The sequence below is a fragment of the Proteus sp. NMG38-2 genome (assembly GCF_020640995.1).
Classification (GTDB): Bacteria; Pseudomonadota; Gammaproteobacteria; order Enterobacterales; family Enterobacteriaceae; genus Proteus.
The window spans coordinates 2,625,488-2,643,341 of the sequence record NZ_CP085481.1 but is presented as its reverse complement, the minus strand read 5'-3'; the positions used below and the strand labels follow the sequence as shown (position 1 = coordinate 2,643,341).

Genomic DNA, 17,854 nt, shown 5'->3' with positions numbered 1-17,854 from the left:
TTTCGTTTGTTCATTAGCCTGACAGGATTTCCTGTCAGGCGTATTACTAAAAGAGTATCGAAGATGGATACAAAGGTCATTACTGACAATTCTGGGGCAAGAAAGCTTAGTGTCAGATGGCGTCGTCATCAACGTTTAGGTACCGCCCTGTTGGTACTGACACTGTCGGGATGCGCATATATACCCAAAAAACCGTTAGTAGAAGGCAACACAACGGCGGTTCCAACGGCACCAACAGCACCTGCACCTAATGGCTCTATTTTTCAGTCAGCTCAGCCTGTTTATTTTGGCTATCAACCACTATTTGAAGATAGACGCCCTCGAAATATCGGTGACACGTTGACTATTACATTGCAAGAGAATGTGAGTGCAAGCAAAAACTCATCTGCGAATGCCAGCCGTAATGGTAAAGCAGGATTCCTTGCTGCGATTACGCCAGGATTTTTGGAAGGGGTATTTGGTAATAAACGTACCGATATGAGTATGGAAGGAAATAGTGACTTTGGCGGTAAAGGTGGCGCAAACGCGAACAATACCTTTAAAGGCACCATTACTGTGACCGTCGATCAACTTCTCGCCAATGGAAACCTGCACGTTATTGGTGAAAAGCAAATTGCTATCAATCAAGGTACTGAATTTATTCGTTTTTCAGGTGTTGTGAATCCAAGAACTATCAGTGGTGCCAATACCGTAAATTCAACCCAAGTTGCTGATGCTCGAATTGAATATATCGGAGACGGTTATATCAATGAAGCACAATCTATGGGATGGCTACAACGCTTCTTCTTAAATGTATCACCTTTTTAATGAGTAGGGTCCAGATGAAAAAAATAGCGATGAGCCTTTTCTTTATCGTGATGACATGTGTCGGTTTTTCCGCCCATGCCGAACGGATCAGAGATCTCACCTCTGTTGAAGGGGTAAGAGAAAATGCGCTGATTGGTTATGGTTTAGTGGTGGGATTAGATGGAACGGGTGACCAAACAATGCAAACCCCGTTTACCACACAAAGTCTGAATAACATGCTCTCACAATTGGGGATCACCGTACCACCCGGCACCAATATGCAATTGAAAAACGTTGCTGCGGTGATGGTAACAGCAAAATTACCGCCTTTTGGTCGTACTGGGCAATCAATCGACGTCGTTGTTTCATCATTAGGTAATGCAAAAAGCTTACGTGGTGGTACGTTGCTGATGACGCCACTCAAAGGTGTTGATAATCAGGTTTATGCTTTGGCTCAAGGTAATATTGTGGTTGGGGGAGCTGGTGCATCCGCAGGCGGTAATAGCGTTAAAGTTAACCAATTAGCGGGTGGACGTATTAGTAGCGGAGCGATTATTGAGCGCGAACTACCATCACAATTTGGTCAAACTGGTTTGTTGAACTTGCAACTGAATGAAGAAAACTTCACGTTGGCACAACATATCTCTGATACCGTTAATAAATTAAGAGGTGTGGGTACCGCTATTCCTTTAGATGCTCGTACAGTTCAACTACGTGTTCCTATTGGTAAAAGTGAACAAGTCCGTTTCTTGGCTGAAGTTCAAAATCTCGAAATTAAACGAGTTATTGCCGATGCAAAAGTGATCATTAATGCAAGAACGGGTTCTGTTGTTATGAATCGTGATGTGACATTAGGAAGCTGTGCGATTGCACAAGGCAACCTTTCTGTCACGGTTGATAGTCAAGTGAATGTAAGTCAGCCTAATACTCCATTTGCGGGTGGTAGCACTGTTGTAACACGTAATACGAGTGTGAATATGAGTGAACAAGGTGGCTCATTACAGCAAGTGAATGCAAGCGCAAGCCTAAACGAAGTGATCCGTACATTAAATGCATTAGGTGCAACACCGACTGATTTAATGTCGATATTGCAGGCAATGGAAAGCGCGGGTTGCTTACGTGCGAGATTGGAGATTATCTGATGAAAGATTTATCTCTGCTTTCTTCAATGCCGACGATGTCAGCGCCGGCATATGACAGTAATGCATTGAATAAACTTAAATATCAGGTCGGGCAAAATGCTGATCAACAAGGACTGCGCCAAGTGGCGCAGCAACTTGAAGGTGTTTTTGTTCAAATGATGTTAAAGAGCATGCGCGATGCAATACCTCAAGAGAGCATGTTTAATTCAGAAAGTACCAAAATGTACACCTCACTTTATGATCAACAAATCGCTCAAGACTTATCGCAAAAAGGCTTGGGCTTTGCTGACATGATAGAAAAACAGCTTTCTGCAAAAGTTACGATGGACCCGAGCGAAATGGCGGGAAAAACGCCAATGCCATTAGATGGCAGTGATATTTTTCAATCCATGCCAACGCAAGCCTTGGGACAAATGTATCGTGCAGTGCAGCCTTACCAAAATGCAATTGAAAGTACGATTGGCAAGCTTAAAGGGTTATCTGAAAGCAGTGCTTCTTTTGCATCTAAACTGTTAGGGCCTGCTAAACAAGCAACAGAAGGCACCGGTGTACACCATCTTTTAGTTGTTGCTCAAGCGGCGCTCGAATCAGGTTGGGGTAAGCGTGAAATTCTAACGGGTGAAGGTAAACCAAGTTATAACCTATTTGGTATTAAAGCAGGAAATAGTTGGAAAGGGCCTGTCACAAACATTATGACAACCGAAGTGATTGACGGTAAGTCAATTAAAATGCGTGATAATTTCCGCGTTTATGGCTCTTATGTTGAAGCCATTCAAGATTATCTCCGATTGATTACTGAAAGTCCTCGTTACGCAAAAGTGCCTCAAGCTCAAACCCCAGAACAAGCCGCTTATCGCATCCAAGAAGCGGGTTATGCCACCGATCCAGGTTATGCGAAAAAACTGGTTTCAATCATTGGTCAATTAAAAGGAAGCGGTGAGCAAGTTGCTAAAACTTATACTCACGATTTAAGCGATCTATTTTAATGCTTTCCCCTCAAGTTTAGAGGGGAAGTACCGATAATAAAGACCAGAGCATTCATTCCAACTTGCCAGCTATGCTCCGTGCATACGGGTGATGACTAAACGTAAAAGGATAGACAAATGTCCAACAGTTTAATTAATACAGCGATGAGCGGACTTAATGCGGCACAAGCTGCGATGAGCACTGTGAGTAATAACATCGCTAACCAAAATGTAAAATGGTACAACCGTCAAATGACTGTTTTTAATGAAAACAGCGGCACAATGACCGGTAATGGTTATATCGGTAATGGTGTTAATGTTAGCCGTATTCATCGTGAGTATAACGAATTCCTTGCCGGTCAAATGAACCGTGCAATGTCAAAACAAAGCGCACTTAATAGTTATACCCAAAATATCTCACAAATTAATGATTTGTTAGCAGATAAAGGGAATGATGTTTCGAGTGCGATTGACGAATTTTTTACCAGCTTACCAAACGTAACCAATAACGCAGAAGACAACCCTGCGCGTACAACGGTAATTGGTAAAGCGGAAGCAATGGTGAATATGTTTGCTAAAGCAGACCAATCATTGCGTGATCTAGAAAAAGATATTAATAGTCAGGTGACAAACACCTCTAAAAATATCAATGAATATACAAAACAGATCGCAAAACTAAATAACGAAATTAGTCGTTCTAAAGGCTTCAATGGCGCTGATCCTAACGACTTATTAGACCAACGTGATCGTTTAATTCAAGAGCTAAATACACTGGTTGATGTTCAAGTAACTCAACAGGATGGTGGTTTTGTTAACGTCACATTTGCTAATGGTTTGCCATTAGTATCTGGTACTCGCTCTTATGAAGTATCTGCTATCCCATCAAGTAAAAATAGCGAACGCCTTGTTATTGGTTATAGCAATGGCATTGATGAAGTTCGTGAAGTGGATGCAAAACGTATTAAAGGTGGTGAACTTGGCGGTGCTTATCGTAGCCGTGAAGAAGTGTTAGATCCAAGCCGTAACCAATTAAATCAATTAGCATTAGTGTTGGGTGATCAATTTAATAAACAACACGAACAAGGTTTTGATTTAGAAGGTAAAAAAGGTGAGAAATTCTTCGACCTTGGTGGCGCTCATGTTATGCCTAATGGTAAGAACAAAGGTGATGCCTCCTTTAATGTGGAATATACCGATACCAAAGCAGTGAAAGCGGCTGATTATACTGTTAAATATGACGGTAGTAAGTGGGATGTTACGGTAGAGCCGGGCGGTCGTAAAGTTGATGCTAAAGTAAGCGCAACGGGCGAATTAGAATTCGAAGGCATGAGTATCAAAATCAATGGTACAGCACAAAAAGACGATTCTATTATTGTTCAATCTGTAGGTAATGTGATTGCAGATATGAAAGTTGCGGTAACTGATCCAAGTAAAATTGCTGCTGCAGGTTCGTTAAATGCAGATGGTGAAACTGCACCAAGTGATAACGAAAACATGAAAAAATTGTTTGAGTTACCTGATGAAAAAGTTATTGATGGCAAAACAACAATTGCTGGTGGCTATGGTTCACTGATCAGTATGGTTGGTAACAAAGTGAATACGGCACAAGTTGACTTCGATGCTCAGGTTTCTATCACTAAAAGTATTATAGAACAACAACAGTCTGTTTCTGGTGTGAACTTGGACGAAGAGTACGGTGAGATGTATCGCATTCAAGAATACTACATGGCAAATGCAAAAGTTATTCAAACTGCAAACAGTATGTTTGATGCGATTATGCAAGTTTTCTAAGTAACCCTTCATCAGAATAAGGAATATCACTGTGCGTTTAAGTTCAAATCAAATTTTTAGCCAGCGAGTGGACAATATTACCAGTTCACAAAGTAAATGGATGACGGAAGGCAATAAAATCTCCAGCGGTCGTCGTGTTGAAAAACCATCAGATGATCCAATGGCAGCTTCCCAAGCGGTTATGGTGAAACAATCTGAATCTCGTAACCAACAGTATGCGACTGCTCGTGGATTTGCAAAAAACAGCATGTCTTTGCAAATGAGCTTAGCCAGTCAAATGGTTAATATCACAACGAAGATCCAAGAGACTCTGGTTGCCGCGGGTAATGATGCAACATTAAGCGATGAAGACCGTTCATCTTTGGCTGATCAATTACAAGGTTTAAAAGATCAATTAGTGGGTATTGGCAATACAAAAGATGGTGTTGGCCGTTATATCTTTGCAGGTTTCCAATCAGATAAACCACCTTTTGTCGCTGATGCAACAGGCAAAATCACCTATCAAGGTGGTGATAAGCAAATTACCCAAAAAGTAGATAGTAATATTGAAATGGTCACTAACTTCACTGGGATTGAAACATTACAATCTTCAGGGAGTAAAGGAACAGCGCCTGATATTTTTGAAGCATTAGATGGTGCTATTACTGCATTACGTGAACCGTTAACAGGTAAACCACAAGCTGATCGTGATGCAGCATTAGAAAAAATTGATGCAGCGAACCGCGTTAACCGTGCAACCTTAAATAATATTTCAAGTGTAGAAGCAAAATTAGGTTTACAACTTCAAGAAATTGATAATCTAGATGATTTAGGTGCGGATACATCGTTAAGAAATGCAAAACGTTTAAGCGAATTACGCGATTTAGACTGGACTCAAGCAATTTCTGATTATTACCAAGAAGAGTCTGTATTACAGGCTTCTTATAAAGTCTTTAACGACATGAAAGACATGTCGATGTTCAAGATGTATCGCTAATTATTTTAGTTTTGTTTTAAGACATTTTGATATCACCCCTGGTATTTATTTATCAGGGGATTTTTTTATTTATTAAAAGCAATAAACTATATTTTCTTTTTTAATGCTAAGAATAAGATTTTATCTTGAGTCGAAGAAGCTTTGAAACCATGATGAAGGTAAAAATGTTTTGCGTTTTCAGTTAAAGCATGAACCATAATCGCTCTAACACCAATGTTTTCAGCTACATGATGACAACGCAAAACAGCATCTCTTAACAAATCGGCACCAAGATCTTTTCCATGAAAAGTTTTATCAACAGCAAGTCTAGCTAAAATGATCACGGGTATTGGGTCTGGCATATTGTGGCGAATATGACTAATTGCTTCAGTATGGTTAACACTACCTGTTGCTAAAGAATAGTATCCAACAATACGTTTTTTATTTTTTTCACAGACCACAAATGTACGTGATGCACCTAAAAAGTGGTTTTTTAAACCTCTTTGTTTTATCCAGTAATCTAATACATTTTCACTACTATAAAAATCAACCACTTCATGTGAATTTGATAACGGCTCAGGTGCTGTTACTTTTCCCATAATGGTTTTCTTATTAATAACTTTTCAAGAGCAGGGTCAATATCAACCGGCGCATCAATTATTTCTATAAATTCCACATATTGAGCATCATTTAAATTAAAGGTTCTACGGTCTAAAATGACGTCTTCAGCAGCTTGGCATGCTGTCTCAAGAATAAAGTCAGTACGAGATTTATGGAGAATTTCAGCAGCAGTATCAAATAAGTGCGCGTTGTGATTCTTTAGCGCGAATATTGAGTTGTACGTCAGCTTTCATATCACGCCTCCTTGTATAGCAATTGATATACATTGATTGTGGAATAAACAAACAATATTAGCTACAAAAAAGCAGATAAATTTTAATTTGAGGACTGCGATTAAAAATAAGTCGATTTAAATCTCAAGAAACCAGCTGATGTAATATCAAAGTGATGCGATTAAACGTATCGCTAAAGACGCGCTCTGTAAATACAGGCAATGCAGGCATAATCATTGATAATGCTAACATACCAATAGTCAGCGTAAGAGGGAAACCCACCACAAAGACAGAAAGCTGTGGTGTCATACGGTTTAGAATACCTAATGAAAGGTTGAGCACTAAAAGTAGGGTGATTAATGGCATGGCTAGCATCATACCGTTAATAAAGATTGTACCACCACTTTGAACTAAAGTGAGAATGGCTGAAGAGTTAAAAGTTTGATTTCCAATAGGAACCACATAGAATGTATCAACTAATATTGATATTAACCATAAATGCCCATCAAAGACTAAAAATAGCAATATCGTTAACATATTAAAAATACGTGCCAAAATAGGCATGTTAGGGCCACCAGATGGATCGACGAAGGTGGCGAATGAAAGCCCCATCTGTAAACCAATCACTTCACCAGCATGACGAACAGACGCAAAGGCTAATTGCATTGATAACCCTAAAATCGTGCCAATCAAAATTTGTTGTAATAATACCCAAAAGGCAATAATCGAGAATAGAGGCACATTACTTTGTGGTAAACCAGGTGCGACTAATGCGGTTATCAAAAAGGCGAGCGTAATACGGAATTTTTTTGGTGTCTGTTTTTCACTAAATAGCGGTGCAGTACTAAACAGTGCAAGAATACGCACAAATGGCCAGAAAAAATCACTAATGTAGCCGTTAAGCATTTCACTGGTCAGTGTTATCATTGCTATTAACCAATCATCCCTGGAATGCCTGTAAATAAGTTATGCATATAATCGATAAGCAAACTTAACATCCACGGGCCAGCCACTAAAATAGCCGCTAATACCGCAAGAATTTTAGGAATAAACGATAATGTCATTTCGTTTATCTGTGTTGCTGCTTGAAGCATACTGATCACAAGACCGGTCACAAGCGCTGACAATAAAAGAGGGCCTGCGAGTGATAAAGCGATTTTCATCGCTTCTGTGCCCAGTGCTAAGACGGATTCTGGTGTCATGGATTACCTCAGCGCTAATTAAAAAAGCTTTGTGCAAGTGAGCCCAGTATTAATTGCCAACCATCAACTAAAACAAAAAGCATAAGTTTAAAAGGCAATGAGACTGTTGCAGGGGGCACCATCATCATACCGAGCGCCATTAATACACTAGCAACGACTAAGTCGATGATAAGAAAAGGAATGAAAATCATAAAACCAATTTGAAATGCGGTTTTTAGCTCACTGGTGATATAGGCAGGAACTAGAATACGCATAGGTACACTTTCGCGTGTTTCAAATGCTGGGGCATCTGCAAGGCGTGCAAATAGAGCTAAATCTGTTTCGCGCGTTTGTTGCATCATAAATTCACGCAGGGGTTTTGAACCATTGTCTAACGCTTGTTCAAAGGAGATTTTATCTTCACTAAAAGGCATATAGGCATCTTGATAAATTCTATCAAAAACCGGTGCCATAATGAAAAAGGTCATAAACAACGCTAGACCAAGAACAACTTGGTTCGGTGGTGCTGATGGTGTTCCTAATGCATTACGTAATAATCCTAGTACGATGATAATCCGTGTAAAACTGGTCATCATCAGCAAAACAGCAGGAATAAAGCCTAATGCTGTAATGAAGATTAAGGTTTGTACTGGCAGTGACCAACTTTGACCACCTCCCGGTAATGATTGTGTAATAACACTCGGAAACTGAGCAAACGCACTGGTTGGGAACAAGACTAAAACCAGTACACTAGCGAAGAGACGCCAACGCGTTAATGCGTTAAAAAAAGTGACACACTGATGCATTATGAGTTGCCTTTATCTCGCTTTAGCGTTTTTTGTAATATTTGAGTAAACAATGGCGATGTAGCTGATGTTGTCGCTTCCTGCGAGGCTTTTTCAGGGATAGGTAACTTATGCAATAGATTTATTTGCGATGATGTTACCCCTAATACAAGCCATTCCTGTTCAATTTCAACAACAACTACACGTTCTTTTGCACCTAATGAACAACTTGCTTTGACGCTCAGTTGTGCTGTTGTTCCTTTAAATGAACCACGGGTAAAGCCAAAACGGCGAAATAACCACATAGCAACAATAATAAGAACGATAATGCCCGCAAGCGCCGTGCTAACTTGAGCAAGGCTTTGACCTACAGGCAATGGTTGTGTAGGCGTTTGAACTGTTTGTGTTGTAGCGGGCGCGGTAGTATTTACCGCACCTTGGCTGGAAAAGGAAGGAAGCTGTTCCATAAATTAACGGCTCAGACGACGCATACGTTCTGATGGCGTAATAATATCGGTAATACGAATACCGTATTTATCAGAAACAACAACAACTTCGCCTTGAGCAATTAAATAGCCATTGATAAGAATATCAAGGGGCTCACCAGCTAAACCATCCAGTGAAACGACAGAACCTTGAGACAGGCTGAGTAATTTTTTAATGGTCATTTTGGTGCGGCCTAACTCTACCGTTAATTTGACAGGAATATCCATGATCAAATTAATATCGGATAGATGATTAAGCGTATCGTCTTCAGGTAAAAGATGTTCAAATAAATCGGAACTATTATCCTGGCTTTTCCCAGTTTGCTGTTCCATTGCATCAGCCCACATATCCTCAGCCGATTGTGAATTATCAGTTGGGCGATTTGCATCACTCATTGGTTTGTTCCTCATCCAGAGCGTTTAAAACAGGGTTAATTAGGTGTTCAACACGAAGGGCATATTGCCCATTTACTGTACCGTATTGGCTTGTTAATACGGGCACACCATCAACATGTGCAATCAATCTTTCTGGTTTATCAATAGGGATAACATCCCCTTCTTTAAGTGTCAGCACTTTTGATAAACGCAGTGGGATGTCAGTAAAGTTTGCGACCAGTTCAAGTTCTGAATGCTGAACCTGGTTGACTAAACTATCTAACCAAACCCCATCTTCTTGACGAACATTTTCAATTGGTGGGTTGATCAGTCGTTCACGTAACGGTTCAATCATGGCAAATGGAATACAAATGCTAAATTCCCCGACCATCGAACCGATCTCTACCTGAAAAGGTGTCGTAACAACAATGTCATTCGGTGATGAGGTGATATTGGTAAATTTTACCTGCATCTCAGAACGAACATATTCAACTTGAATTTTGAAAATGGAATCCCAAGCATCACGGTAGGCATCAAGTGCCAATTTCAACATTTTGTTGATGATCCGTTGCTCTGTGTTGGTAAATTCACGTCCTTCCACAGGGATTGGAAAACGGCCATCACCACCAAACAGGTTATCTACCGCGATATAAACCAGATTCGGTTCAAAGGTAAATAACGCGGTTCCTCGTAATGGTTTTAAATGCACCAAGTTAAGATTCGTTGGTACAGGTAAATTACGAGCAAAGTCGTGATAAGGGTGGATTTTAACGCCACCAACAGTAATATCAGGGCTCCGACGGAGCATGTTAAACAGCCCCATGCGGAATTGACGCGCAAAGCGTTCGTTAATGATTTCTAACGACTGTAAACGTTCCCGAACCACACGACGTTGCGTGTTGGGGTCATAAGGCTGAATATCCGGTTCATTCGGATCCTTCGCTATCGCAGGTTCCCTGTTCGCGCTTTTGGCGTCGTCACCTGATGTGTCATCATTCAGCAGAGCATCAATCTCTGCCTGTGAAAGGATATTATCGCTCATAATGATTATCGCAGAATAAACGTGGTAAACAGTACATCGGAGAGGATCTGTTCAGATTCTCCCGGTACGAGAGTCGGTCTCAGCGTTTCTTTTACATCCGTCATTAGCTGGAGTTTTCCATTGTCTGTCGCAAGCTTGTTAGCTTGTTGACGAGAAAGCAGTAATAACAAGCGGCTACGAACTTCAGGTAAATAATCATGTAGACGCTTACGAGTGTCTTCATTATGCAATCTTAGTGTGATCCCTATGTAGAGCACTCTGTCTAAGTGTTCTTCGTCATCAATTAGATTTACCGTAAAGGGCTCTAATGACATAAAAACGGGTGCTGGTATAACTTTTTGCTGACTAGTGCCCGCTGAACCTGATTTAGCATGCTTCAATGCCCACCAACTATATCCACCGAATGCCGCTGCAATAATGGCGATCACCAATAATACGATGATCAGAATTAAGCTATAGCTTTTACGTTCATTGCTGTAATTAGACATGGACAGTTAAATTCCTGTTTTGTAGTGGATACGTGTTCACTGTTGTGGACTTCCATATCCATCTAAATCAACCTTAATTATCCCGCTATTTCTGTTTTTTAATGGCAGAAACAGATAGGGAAAAAACCATTAACTCTTACGTTTATTGACATAGTGTGTCCTCCCAATACATTTGTATTAGGCAAAAATATCAACACCACCACGAGCAGATGCTAATTCTTGAGGCGTAAGGGTTATCTTTTGTAGTGCCGGTTCAGAGGCTAATTGCATTGAATTACCCTCTCTTCCTTGATGATTATCGGCACCATCTCCACTAAATTGAGAGGAATCTGACATATTTTGTTGTTGCCAACTGTCATTAGTGTCGCTAGACACCTGACTTTGCGTGAGCTGGATCCCATTTTCAGAGAGGGCTTGACGCAATTGATGCATGGCATTTTCTAATACAGAACGAACTTGACCACTTTGTGACGCAAGGTGTAACTGTGCTTGCCCATCTTCTATTTTCATGCGGATATGCAATGAACCTAGCTCTTCAGGGTGTAAACGTAACTCAGCTTTCTGTAAACCATTACGACTAAACATGACAATTTGCTGGTTAAGTTGTTGTTGCCACTCAGGGGTGCCCACTTGTGCATTTAAAACCTGTGTTGCCATTGGTGAAAATTGCATTTGTGGTTGTGTTGATGAGTGAGCATGGCCCGTAATGCCTTGTGAAGAAAAAGAAGGTGAGTTAGTGAGTGTGTTGTGAAGGTCGCTTTCTGCAACACGGTTACCTGCCGCCATTTGCTGCGCAACATTGTCTGCTAATTTTGCATTTACAGCTTGTTTATCGCCATTTAGCAATGCATTCACTTTTTCTGCTGTTGGCGTTAAAAGTGTTGCGATGCTATCGACTTTTTTCGCAGAAGGTTTTTCTGCTTGATTAGCACCAACAAGTGTACTTTGTGTTGCTAATGTCGCTGTCTCTGGGCGTAGCTGGGTTAGCAGTGACTTTTCATCTGATTTCGATAGATTGAGCTTGTCGGTAAGGTTGAAGTCCGACATATCGCTATCTTTTGAAATAGAGCGTGCTAATGAGGCTAAACCTTCACCACGTTTAACTGATTGAGGCTGTTGTAATGCTTGAGTCAGTTGTTCTGAGGGAAGGGTAAGTCGTTTTAATCCCGGTAGTCCTGCTAACTGAACAGGAAGCTCTGCGGCAAGTTCTTCAGCTGATATTAATGATGAGGCGGTTCTATTTTCAACAATCGCTGCAAATTGTTCATTATCAGGCAAAGTAAGAGTCAATTGAGATTTCTCAAGAGATGGCTCTTCTATCACATTGGGTTCTGTGGTGACAGACGCAAGATGACTACCGTCTTCTTTTATTTTGTCTTCATCAGAGTGTGAATGTGCTTTATTCTCTTTGGTTGAATGGTTTGTGATATTGGCTGTCTTTTTATCACTCTGTGCATTTTGGGGTTGAGAACCCAAAAGCTGAGCGAAAGTCGGGGCATTATCACCGGGCTGACTATTTGAAGCGGATGTCGTTCCCGGAGAGGCTGCAGCGACATCCATGGTCAGAAGCGTTATCTCCATCAAGTTGTTCTCCGTAAAGTACTACGCTGTGCGTACTCGTCCATTTGTTTCTGTTCAATACGATCGAGATGTCGCTTACGGCTATCTTCGGCACGTTGCTCCAAAGTCTCAAATGCATTGAGTCGTTGCTGTTTTTCTCGCCATTGTTCAGTTGCAAGATCGAGTTGCGCCTGCCAATGTTGAAGTTGTTGCTTATGTTGTTCGATAGTCAATTCGAGCGTTTTGAGAAATTGTTGGTAGTTTTGCCACGATGCTGACGACATCCCCCCTAAATTCAACGTTTCGTTTAGACGTACACGGTATTCATCCTGATACCCAATCAACATATTGAGTTGCTGTTCCATTTGTTGATGACTCTGCCGGACCTGAGCCAGTTGAATAGCGGCTTGTTCAGCCGCTGTCTGTGCCAGTTCTCTCAGTGTCACTAAAGGTGACTGCTCCCGCATTGGAACCCTCTTTACTTTCTCTGATTATGTTCAGAATTAGTTTACTGTGATCAGTTGATTAAGTTGCTCACATGCACTTTGATAACTGCATTGCTCTTGGATATCTTGTTGTAAGAACTTCGCGAGAGACGGATAAAGAGCAATTGCTTTATCCAGCATTGGATCACTACCCGCGGCATAAGCGCCCACATTAATTAAGTCTCGGTTACGTTGATAACTTGATAAGAGCTGTTTAAACACCTGTACACGACGGTAATGTGTCTTATCAATTAACGATGTCATTGCTCGGCTAATAGATGCTTCAATATCAATAGCAGGGTAGTGCCCTGATTCAGCAAGTGAGCGAGAAAGCACAATATGGCCATCTAAAATGGCGCGCGCTGAGTCTGCAATTGGATCTTGCTGGTCATCACCTTCCGTTAAAACGGTATAGAAAGCCGTGATAGAACCACCACCATCAACGCCATTACCTGCACGTTCGACCAATGCAGGTAATTTAGCAAAGACAGAAGGTGGATAGCCTTTGGTTGCTGGTGGTTCACCAACAGCCAGAGCAATTTCACGTTGTGCCATACTGTAACGGGTAAGTGAGTCCATAATTAACAGGACATGTTTACCTCTATCGCGAAAATCTTCAGCAATACGTGTGGCATAAGAAGCACCTTGCATACGAAGCAGTGGTGATACGTCAGCTGGTGCGGCAACAACAACAGAACGAGCTAGGCCTTCAGTACCAAGGATATTCTCGATAAAGTCTTTAACTTCACGACCACGTTCACCGATTAAGCCAACAACAATGACATCCGCTTGAGTAAAACGAGCCATCATGCCTAATAGCACACTTTTACCCACACCTGAGCCTGCAAAAAGCCCCATACGCTGACCGCGACCAACCGTTAATAATGCATTAATTGCACGTACACCTACATCAAGAACATCTGTAATCGGTGTTCTTTGTAATGGGTTGATCGGTGGCGTAATGAGTGGGGCACGATAACCTGTATCCGGTGGTGGTAAACCATCTAAAGGGTAACCAGAACCATCTAAAACACGTCCTAATAACGCATCACCTAGTGGTAATTGGCGACCTTCATTTTCACCTCCAGGTGTGGCTTGGGCATAAACACGAGCCCCAGGAGTTAATCCCTCGACATCCTGTAAAGGCATTAACAACATCTGGCTACCATTGAACCCAACGACTTCACTTTCAACTTCTTCAACCGTTTTGCCAATGGTACGTTCGATTAAACACGTAGAGCCAAGAGGCATAACTAGCCCCTTAGCTTCCATGACTAAACCTGTTGCTCTGGTTAAACGGCCATATTGACGCACACGTGGAATTTTATTTAAACGTGCTTCTGCTTCACTGAGTTTTTCTAACCAACGCCCCAATCTTGCTGTCATTACAACGCCTCCGGTGCAGCAAGACGGCAAAGCTCATGCCAACGAGTTGCAATCGTGGCATCAAGATCGCCATCATTTGTTACAACACGGCATCCACCCACATGAATACTGTTATCGGCAACCACTTTCCAACCATGAGCAGAAAGGGAATCACCCAGCTCTTTTTCAATTTGTGGAATATGTCTTGGATTCACTCGTAACTGTGGATTGCTTGAGAACATTTGTTCTTGTTGCAACATTAAGGTTATTTGTGCAAGCAATGCAGAACCATCGCAGACAGCAGGTTGACCCAGAACTTCTTTGGCTGCTGTAAGGGCAATTTGCATTAAGCGTGATGCAATCACACTGTCTAGTCCATTCAGTGAATGTCTAAATTCAGCTAATAACCCTTGCCACTCATTAATTAATGGTGATTGTTGAGCAATGCCTTGGCGAATACCTTCTTCAATACCTGATTGTAATCCAGCCTGATAGCCTTCCTGATAACCCTGGTTTTTCCCTGCCTCAAAGCCTTCAGCATGGCCCAATTTCTGGGCCTTGTCTTTCATGTCATCAAGCATATTAATTTGCTCAAGAACTTTCTGTTGCTGAACAACTTCTTTTTCCTGTTTTTCGACTTCCTTTTCGTCTTCTGTCGTTTCCTCGACAGTTAATGCCCAATCAGTGAGTTCTTTGGGAACCCAAGGCTTCCAGTTAGTATCAGTATGTTTATCAGACATAGGTATCGTCTCCTCCATGAAGAACAACCTCTCCAGTCTCTGCTAATTTGCGTACCACAAGCAGAATTGCTTTCTGCTCTGCTTCCACTTGAGACATACGAACAGGGCCGCGAGAATTCAAATCATCACGCATGATTTCAGCAGCACGTTGCGACATATTGTTGAGGAAGTGATCGCGCAGCTCTTGTTCGCATCCTTTCAATGCCACAACCAAGGAGTCGGATTCCACTTCCTGTAGAATGCGCTGGATAGAACGGTTGTCGATATCGATAAGGTTTTCGAACAGGAACATTTCGTCGATAATCTTTTGTGCCAATTCGCCGTCGTAATCGCGTACCGCAGTAATAACATTCTCTTCCTGCTGGCTTTTCATCAGGTTGATAATTTCAGCAGCAGTACGAACACCACCCATTTTGCTGCGTTTGAGGTTTTGACCATCAAGCAGGTTATTCAGTACTTCAGTTAACTCTGCTAATGCTGACGGCTGAACACCACCAAATGTTGCGATACGTAACATCACGTCATTACGTAATTTCTCATCAAACAGGGCAAGAATATCTGCCGCTTGACCCCGTTTGAGGTGAACCAAGATGGTTGCGATAATCTGCGGATGTTCGTCGCGGATAATATCGGCAGCCATTTGTGGCTCCATAAAGTTAAGCGTCTCGATACCTGTTGTTGTTTCACGGGTTTCAGAGATCTCATCTAACAGATTATTTGCACGTTCTTCACCCAGTGCTTTGACCAGAACAGAGCGCAAGTAATCGTTCGCATTCACATTCAACGCTGCATATTGAACAGCGTCTTCTTCAAAGCTTGCCATAACATCAATCAATTGCTGATTTGAGATATGGCGCATTGATGACATTGCAATACTCAGCTGTTGAACTTCGCGCGTACTTAGATGTTTAAATACTTCCGCCGCCCGGTCTTCACCGAGTGTTAGTAACATAACGGCGCTTTTTTCGGTTCCAGTTAAGTTATTACTCATTGCTCTTTACTCATCCATTCACGAATTACCATTGCAACGACACGAGGATCTTTCTCTGCCATTTCACGGATACGTTGGCTTTGCAATTCGGCACTGACACGTTTACGTGCTTGTTTACGTCTTGCTTCGTCATCTAATTCTGTTTCATCAACATCATCTTTAACTTGTAGCTTCGTTTTCAGCACGGCTTTCTGTGCGGCAATTTCAGCTTCACGGCGTTTTTCAAGCTGTGGTTTCACCAGTTTGCGCCATAAGATCCATGCGATGATGACAAGTAATAACCAGCGACCTAAATCTAATGCTTTCGCAAGAATTTCTGGGTTTTCCCATACAGGAATAGTAATTACTTTCTCTTCAATATCATTGAACTGCGAGTTCACGACACTTAATGAGTCACCACGTTCTTGGGAATAGCCCATCGCTTCACGAACAAGTCCTTCAATTTGCTGAATTTGTTCATCAGTAAGCGGAATTTGTTTAGTTTCAACAACAGGCTCTTCGCCTTCAGCCGCTTCTTTCGTATCTTCAATCGTTTTATAGTTCACGATGACAGCAACAGAAAGACGTTCGACATTACCCACAGGGCGTTTTATATGACGAATTCGGCGATCAACTTCATAGTTGGTTGTTTCATCTAAACGGCTATTACTGTTTGGATTACGCGTTAATGTACGATTAGTGCCCGTTGTATTGGCTTCATCTGTTTTCTCATCTTCTTGCGCTTTTGGTGTTTCAATTGGCGCTTGAGGTGGAGCAACAGGTTGATTAGACAATGCTCCTGGTACACCGCCCGCTAACATGCCACCATTTTGCTCACTTTGGCTCAATTGTTTTGAACGCACAGCTGCTTGATTAGGTGGCTGATTCGGCTTGTACTCTTCAGCGGTTTCTTCGGTATGAGAGAAATCAACTTGAGCAGTTACCTGAGCATGAACATTTCCACGACCCACGATTGGACCAAGTAATGTTTCAATACGTTGTTGGTAGCGGCTTTCTAGCTCTTGAACATATTTTAGTTGAATAGAGTTAAGGTCACGACCTAACGCATCAGGTTGTGTCAATAATTTTCCACTTTGGTCAACGATGGTCACACTGCTATCAGGCATCCCTGCAACACTGCTTGCAACGATATGCACGATGGCATTAATTTGACCTTCATCCAGCGCTCTACCCTGTAAAAGACCCACCGTAACGGATGCAGAAGGGGATTTCTGTTCACGAACAAAAAGAGATGGTTTTGGTAGTGCTAAATGAACACGAGCATTTTGTACAGGACCTAATGTCTCGATAGTGCGAGCAAGCTCACCTTCAAGTGCACGTTGATAGTTAATCTGTTCACTAAATTGGCTGATCCCGAACTTTTCTTTATCTAACAGTTCAAAACCGGCAGCACCGCCTTTAGGAAGTCCCGCTTGCGCGAGTTTCAGGCGTAATTCATGAACCTGATTGTCAGGCACCATGATCGCTGCGCCATTTTGTGACAAGCGATAAGGTACGTTCATTTGTGTTAACTGTGTGACAATTTCGCCACCGTCTTTATCGCTAAGATTACTATAAAGCACCTTATAATCAGGGCTTTGTAACCATAAAAATGCAGCAACAAAAATGGCAATTGCCGCCGAACCCGCAATAATTAGCGGAATTTTCGGATCGGCTTTTATCCGGTTAATAATGGCGTTAAAACCTTTTTTCTGGTTCACAACGTCGGTTTTTTCGGCATTCATAGACAATCCTTGCCTTGTAGTTCGGGATGAATACTAAAAGCGTGGCGTAACAAAACAGACTCCCCTTACGCAAATAAATAAACCTACTCTCAGGTGTCTCATTATTGGCCTTTTGCGTTTCATTTAATGGCGTAATTAGCCCTTAACTTTTGCGTCAATTA

General features: G+C 41.7%; 19 protein-coding genes and 1 pseudogene. 5 read left to right on the top strand and 15 right to left on the bottom strand.

All coding sequences use genetic code 11. The annotated features are described in order from the left end of the window. The first annotated feature begins 63 nt into the window (after window positions 1-63). From LG402_RS12690 to flgL, 5 genes are all read left to right on the top strand, one after another. On the top strand, window positions 64-807 hold the full coding sequence (locus tag LG402_RS12690; protein WP_166539687.1) for a flagellar basal body L-ring protein FlgH: 744 nt from the start codon (window positions 64-66) through the stop codon (window positions 805-807). A gap of 14 nt (window positions 808-821) precedes the next feature. Next, complete coding sequence (locus tag LG402_RS12685; RefSeq protein ID WP_109407815.1) at window positions 822-1,928, top strand: flagellar basal body P-ring protein FlgI; 1,107 nt, start codon at window positions 822-824, stop codon at window positions 1,926-1,928. Then, the gene (gene flgJ / locus LG402_RS12680) at window positions 1,928-2,914 is read left to right on the top strand and encodes a flagellar assembly peptidoglycan hydrolase FlgJ (RefSeq protein WP_227335689.1); all 987 of its coding nucleotides are present in this window, start codon (window positions 1,928-1,930) and stop codon (window positions 2,912-2,914) included. Before LG402_RS12685 ends, flgJ begins: the two co-directional genes overlap by 1 nt. Window positions 2,915-3,031: 117 nt before the next feature. Beyond that, a complete protein-coding gene (flgK, locus tag LG402_RS12675) occupies window positions 3,032-4,684 on the top strand; it encodes a flagellar hook-associated protein FlgK (RefSeq protein ID WP_166539688.1) in 1,653 nt (550 codons plus the stop codon). A 31-nt stretch (window positions 4,685-4,715) separates the two neighbouring features. Continuing rightward, a complete protein-coding gene (gene flgL, locus LG402_RS12670; RefSeq protein WP_166539689.1) occupies window positions 4,716-5,660 on the top strand; it encodes a flagellar hook-associated protein FlgL in 945 nt (314 codons plus the stop codon). A gap of 86 nt (window positions 5,661-5,746) precedes the next feature. On the opposite strand, the gene LG402_RS12665 is transcribed toward flgL, so the two are convergent. The 15 genes and pseudogenes from LG402_RS12665 to fliF all read right to left on the bottom strand — a co-directional run bounded on the left by LG402_RS12665 (window position 5,747) and on the right by fliF (window position 17,693). Then, window positions 5,747-6,238, bottom strand: a complete 492-nt coding sequence (locus LG402_RS12665) for a GNAT family N-acetyltransferase (RefSeq protein WP_227335688.1) — start codon at window positions 6,236-6,238, stop codon at window positions 5,747-5,749. Continuing rightward, a pseudogene (locus LG402_RS12660) lies at window positions 6,226-6,493 on the bottom strand (DUF1778 domain-containing protein). Before LG402_RS12660 ends, LG402_RS12665 begins: the two are co-directional and overlap by 13 nt. 123 nt (window positions 6,494-6,616) lie before the next feature. Further along, a complete protein-coding gene (fliR, locus tag LG402_RS12655) occupies window positions 6,617-7,399 on the bottom strand; it encodes a flagellar biosynthetic protein FliR (protein WP_109407809.1) in 783 nt (260 codons plus the stop codon). Between the two features lie 5 nt (window positions 7,400-7,404). Continuing rightward, window positions 7,405-7,674 (bottom strand): flagellar biosynthesis protein FliQ, encoded by a 270-nt coding sequence (fliQ, locus tag LG402_RS12650; RefSeq protein ID WP_072068516.1) that lies wholly within the window; start codon window positions 7,672-7,674, stop codon window positions 7,405-7,407. A 14-nt stretch (window positions 7,675-7,688) separates the two neighbouring features. Continuing rightward, the gene (fliP, locus tag LG402_RS12645) at window positions 7,689-8,459 is read right to left on the bottom strand and encodes a flagellar type III secretion system pore protein FliP (protein ID WP_072068515.1); all 771 of its coding nucleotides are present in this window, start codon (window positions 8,457-8,459) and stop codon (window positions 7,689-7,691) included. After that, entirely contained in the window at window positions 8,459-8,905 is a 447-nt protein-coding gene (gene fliO, locus LG402_RS12640) for a flagellar biosynthetic protein FliO (protein WP_227335687.1), read from the bottom strand. Before fliO ends, fliP begins: the two co-directional genes overlap by 1 nt. A gap of 3 nt (window positions 8,906-8,908) precedes the next feature. Next, the gene (gene fliN / locus LG402_RS12635; RefSeq protein WP_006533153.1) at window positions 8,909-9,319 is read right to left on the bottom strand and encodes a flagellar motor switch protein FliN; all 411 of its coding nucleotides are present in this window, start codon (window positions 9,317-9,319) and stop codon (window positions 8,909-8,911) included. Then, window positions 9,312-10,340, bottom strand: a complete 1,029-nt coding sequence (fliM, locus tag LG402_RS12630) for a flagellar motor switch protein FliM (RefSeq protein ID WP_088495228.1) — start codon at window positions 10,338-10,340, stop codon at window positions 9,312-9,314. The genes fliN and fliM overlap by 8 nt, the downstream gene beginning before the upstream one ends. Before the next feature lie 5 nt (window positions 10,341-10,345). Continuing rightward, a complete protein-coding gene (gene fliL / locus LG402_RS12625; protein WP_006533151.1) occupies window positions 10,346-10,828 on the bottom strand; it encodes a flagellar basal body-associated protein FliL in 483 nt (160 codons plus the stop codon). Between the two features lie 177 nt (window positions 10,829-11,005). After that, on the bottom strand, window positions 11,006-12,409 hold the full coding sequence (locus tag LG402_RS12620; RefSeq protein ID WP_227335686.1) for a flagellar hook-length control protein FliK: 1,404 nt from the start codon (window positions 12,407-12,409) through the stop codon (window positions 11,006-11,008). Then, on the bottom strand, window positions 12,409-12,855 hold the full coding sequence (gene fliJ / locus LG402_RS12615; protein ID WP_006533149.1) for a flagellar export protein FliJ: 447 nt from the start codon (window positions 12,853-12,855) through the stop codon (window positions 12,409-12,411). Before fliJ ends, LG402_RS12620 begins: the two co-directional genes overlap by 1 nt. Window positions 12,856-12,891: 36 nt before the next feature. Further along, window positions 12,892-14,259: a flagellar protein export ATPase FliI gene (fliI, locus tag LG402_RS12610; RefSeq protein ID WP_166539691.1), complete on the bottom strand. Its 1,368-nt coding sequence runs from the start codon at window positions 14,257-14,259 to the stop codon at window positions 12,892-12,894. Further along, window positions 14,259-14,978, bottom strand: coding sequence for a flagellar assembly protein FliH (gene fliH, locus LG402_RS12605; protein WP_109407805.1), 720 nt, complete (start codon window positions 14,976-14,978; stop codon window positions 14,259-14,261). The genes fliI and fliH overlap by 1 nt, the downstream gene beginning before the upstream one ends. Then, the gene (gene fliG, locus LG402_RS12600; RefSeq protein ID WP_109407804.1) at window positions 14,971-15,969 is read right to left on the bottom strand and encodes a flagellar motor switch protein FliG; all 999 of its coding nucleotides are present in this window, start codon (window positions 15,967-15,969) and stop codon (window positions 14,971-14,973) included. Before fliG ends, fliH begins: the two co-directional genes overlap by 8 nt. Next, complete coding sequence (gene fliF, locus LG402_RS12595) at window positions 15,966-17,693, bottom strand: flagellar basal-body MS-ring/collar protein FliF (RefSeq protein ID WP_227335685.1); 1,728 nt, start codon at window positions 17,691-17,693, stop codon at window positions 15,966-15,968. The genes fliG and fliF overlap by 4 nt, the downstream gene beginning before the upstream one ends. Window positions 17,694-17,854 lie beyond the last annotated feature (161 nt).

Coding starts and splice junctions, on each gene's coding strand:
- LG402_RS12690 (WP_166539687.1), top strand. CDS start 64: ATGGATACAAAGGTCATTACTGACAATTCTGGGGCAAGAAAGCTTAGT.
- LG402_RS12685 (WP_109407815.1), top strand. CDS start 822: ATGAAAAAAATAGCGATGAGCCTTTTCTTTATCGTGATGACATGTGTC.
- flgJ (WP_227335689.1), top strand. CDS start 1,928: ATGAAAGATTTATCTCTGCTTTCTTCAATGCCGACGATGTCAGCGCCG.
- flgK (WP_166539688.1), top strand. CDS start 3,032: ATGTCCAACAGTTTAATTAATACAGCGATGAGCGGACTTAATGCGGCA.
- LG402_RS12665 (WP_227335688.1), bottom strand. CDS start 6,238: ATGGGAAAAGTAACAGCACCTGAGCCGTTATCAAATTCACATGAAGTG.
- fliR (WP_109407809.1), bottom strand. CDS start 7,399: ATGATAACACTGACCAGTGAAATGCTTAACGGCTACATTAGTGATTTT.
- fliQ (WP_072068516.1), bottom strand. CDS start 7,674: ATGACACCAGAATCCGTCTTAGCACTGGGCACAGAAGCGATGAAAATC.
- fliP (WP_072068515.1), bottom strand. CDS start 8,459: ATGCATCAGTGTGTCACTTTTTTTAACGCATTAACGCGTTGGCGTCTC.
- fliO (WP_227335687.1), bottom strand. CDS start 8,905: ATGGAACAGCTTCCTTCCTTTTCCAGCCAAGGTGCGGTAAATACTACC.
- fliN (WP_006533153.1), bottom strand. CDS start 9,319: ATGAGTGATGCAAATCGCCCAACTGATAATTCACAATCGGCTGAGGAT.
- fliM (WP_088495228.1), bottom strand. CDS start 10,340: ATGAGCGATAATATCCTTTCACAGGCAGAGATTGATGCTCTGCTGAAT.
- fliL (WP_006533151.1), bottom strand. CDS start 10,828: ATGTCTAATTACAGCAATGAACGTAAAAGCTATAGCTTAATTCTGATC.
- LG402_RS12620 (WP_227335686.1), bottom strand. CDS start 12,409: ATGGAGATAACGCTTCTGACCATGGATGTCGCTGCAGCCTCTCCGGGA.
- fliJ (WP_006533149.1), bottom strand. CDS start 12,855: ATGCGGGAGCAGTCACCTTTAGTGACACTGAGAGAACTGGCACAGACA.
- fliI (WP_166539691.1), bottom strand. CDS start 14,259: ATGACAGCAAGATTGGGGCGTTGGTTAGAAAAACTCAGTGAAGCAGAA.
- fliH (WP_109407805.1), bottom strand. CDS start 14,978: ATGTCTGATAAACATACTGATACTAACTGGAAGCCTTGGGTTCCCAAA.
- fliG (WP_109407804.1), bottom strand. CDS start 15,969: ATGAGTAATAACTTAACTGGAACCGAAAAAAGCGCCGTTATGTTACTA.
- fliF (WP_227335685.1), bottom strand. CDS start 17,693: ATGAATGCCGAAAAAACCGACGTTGTGAACCAGAAAAAAGGTTTTAAC.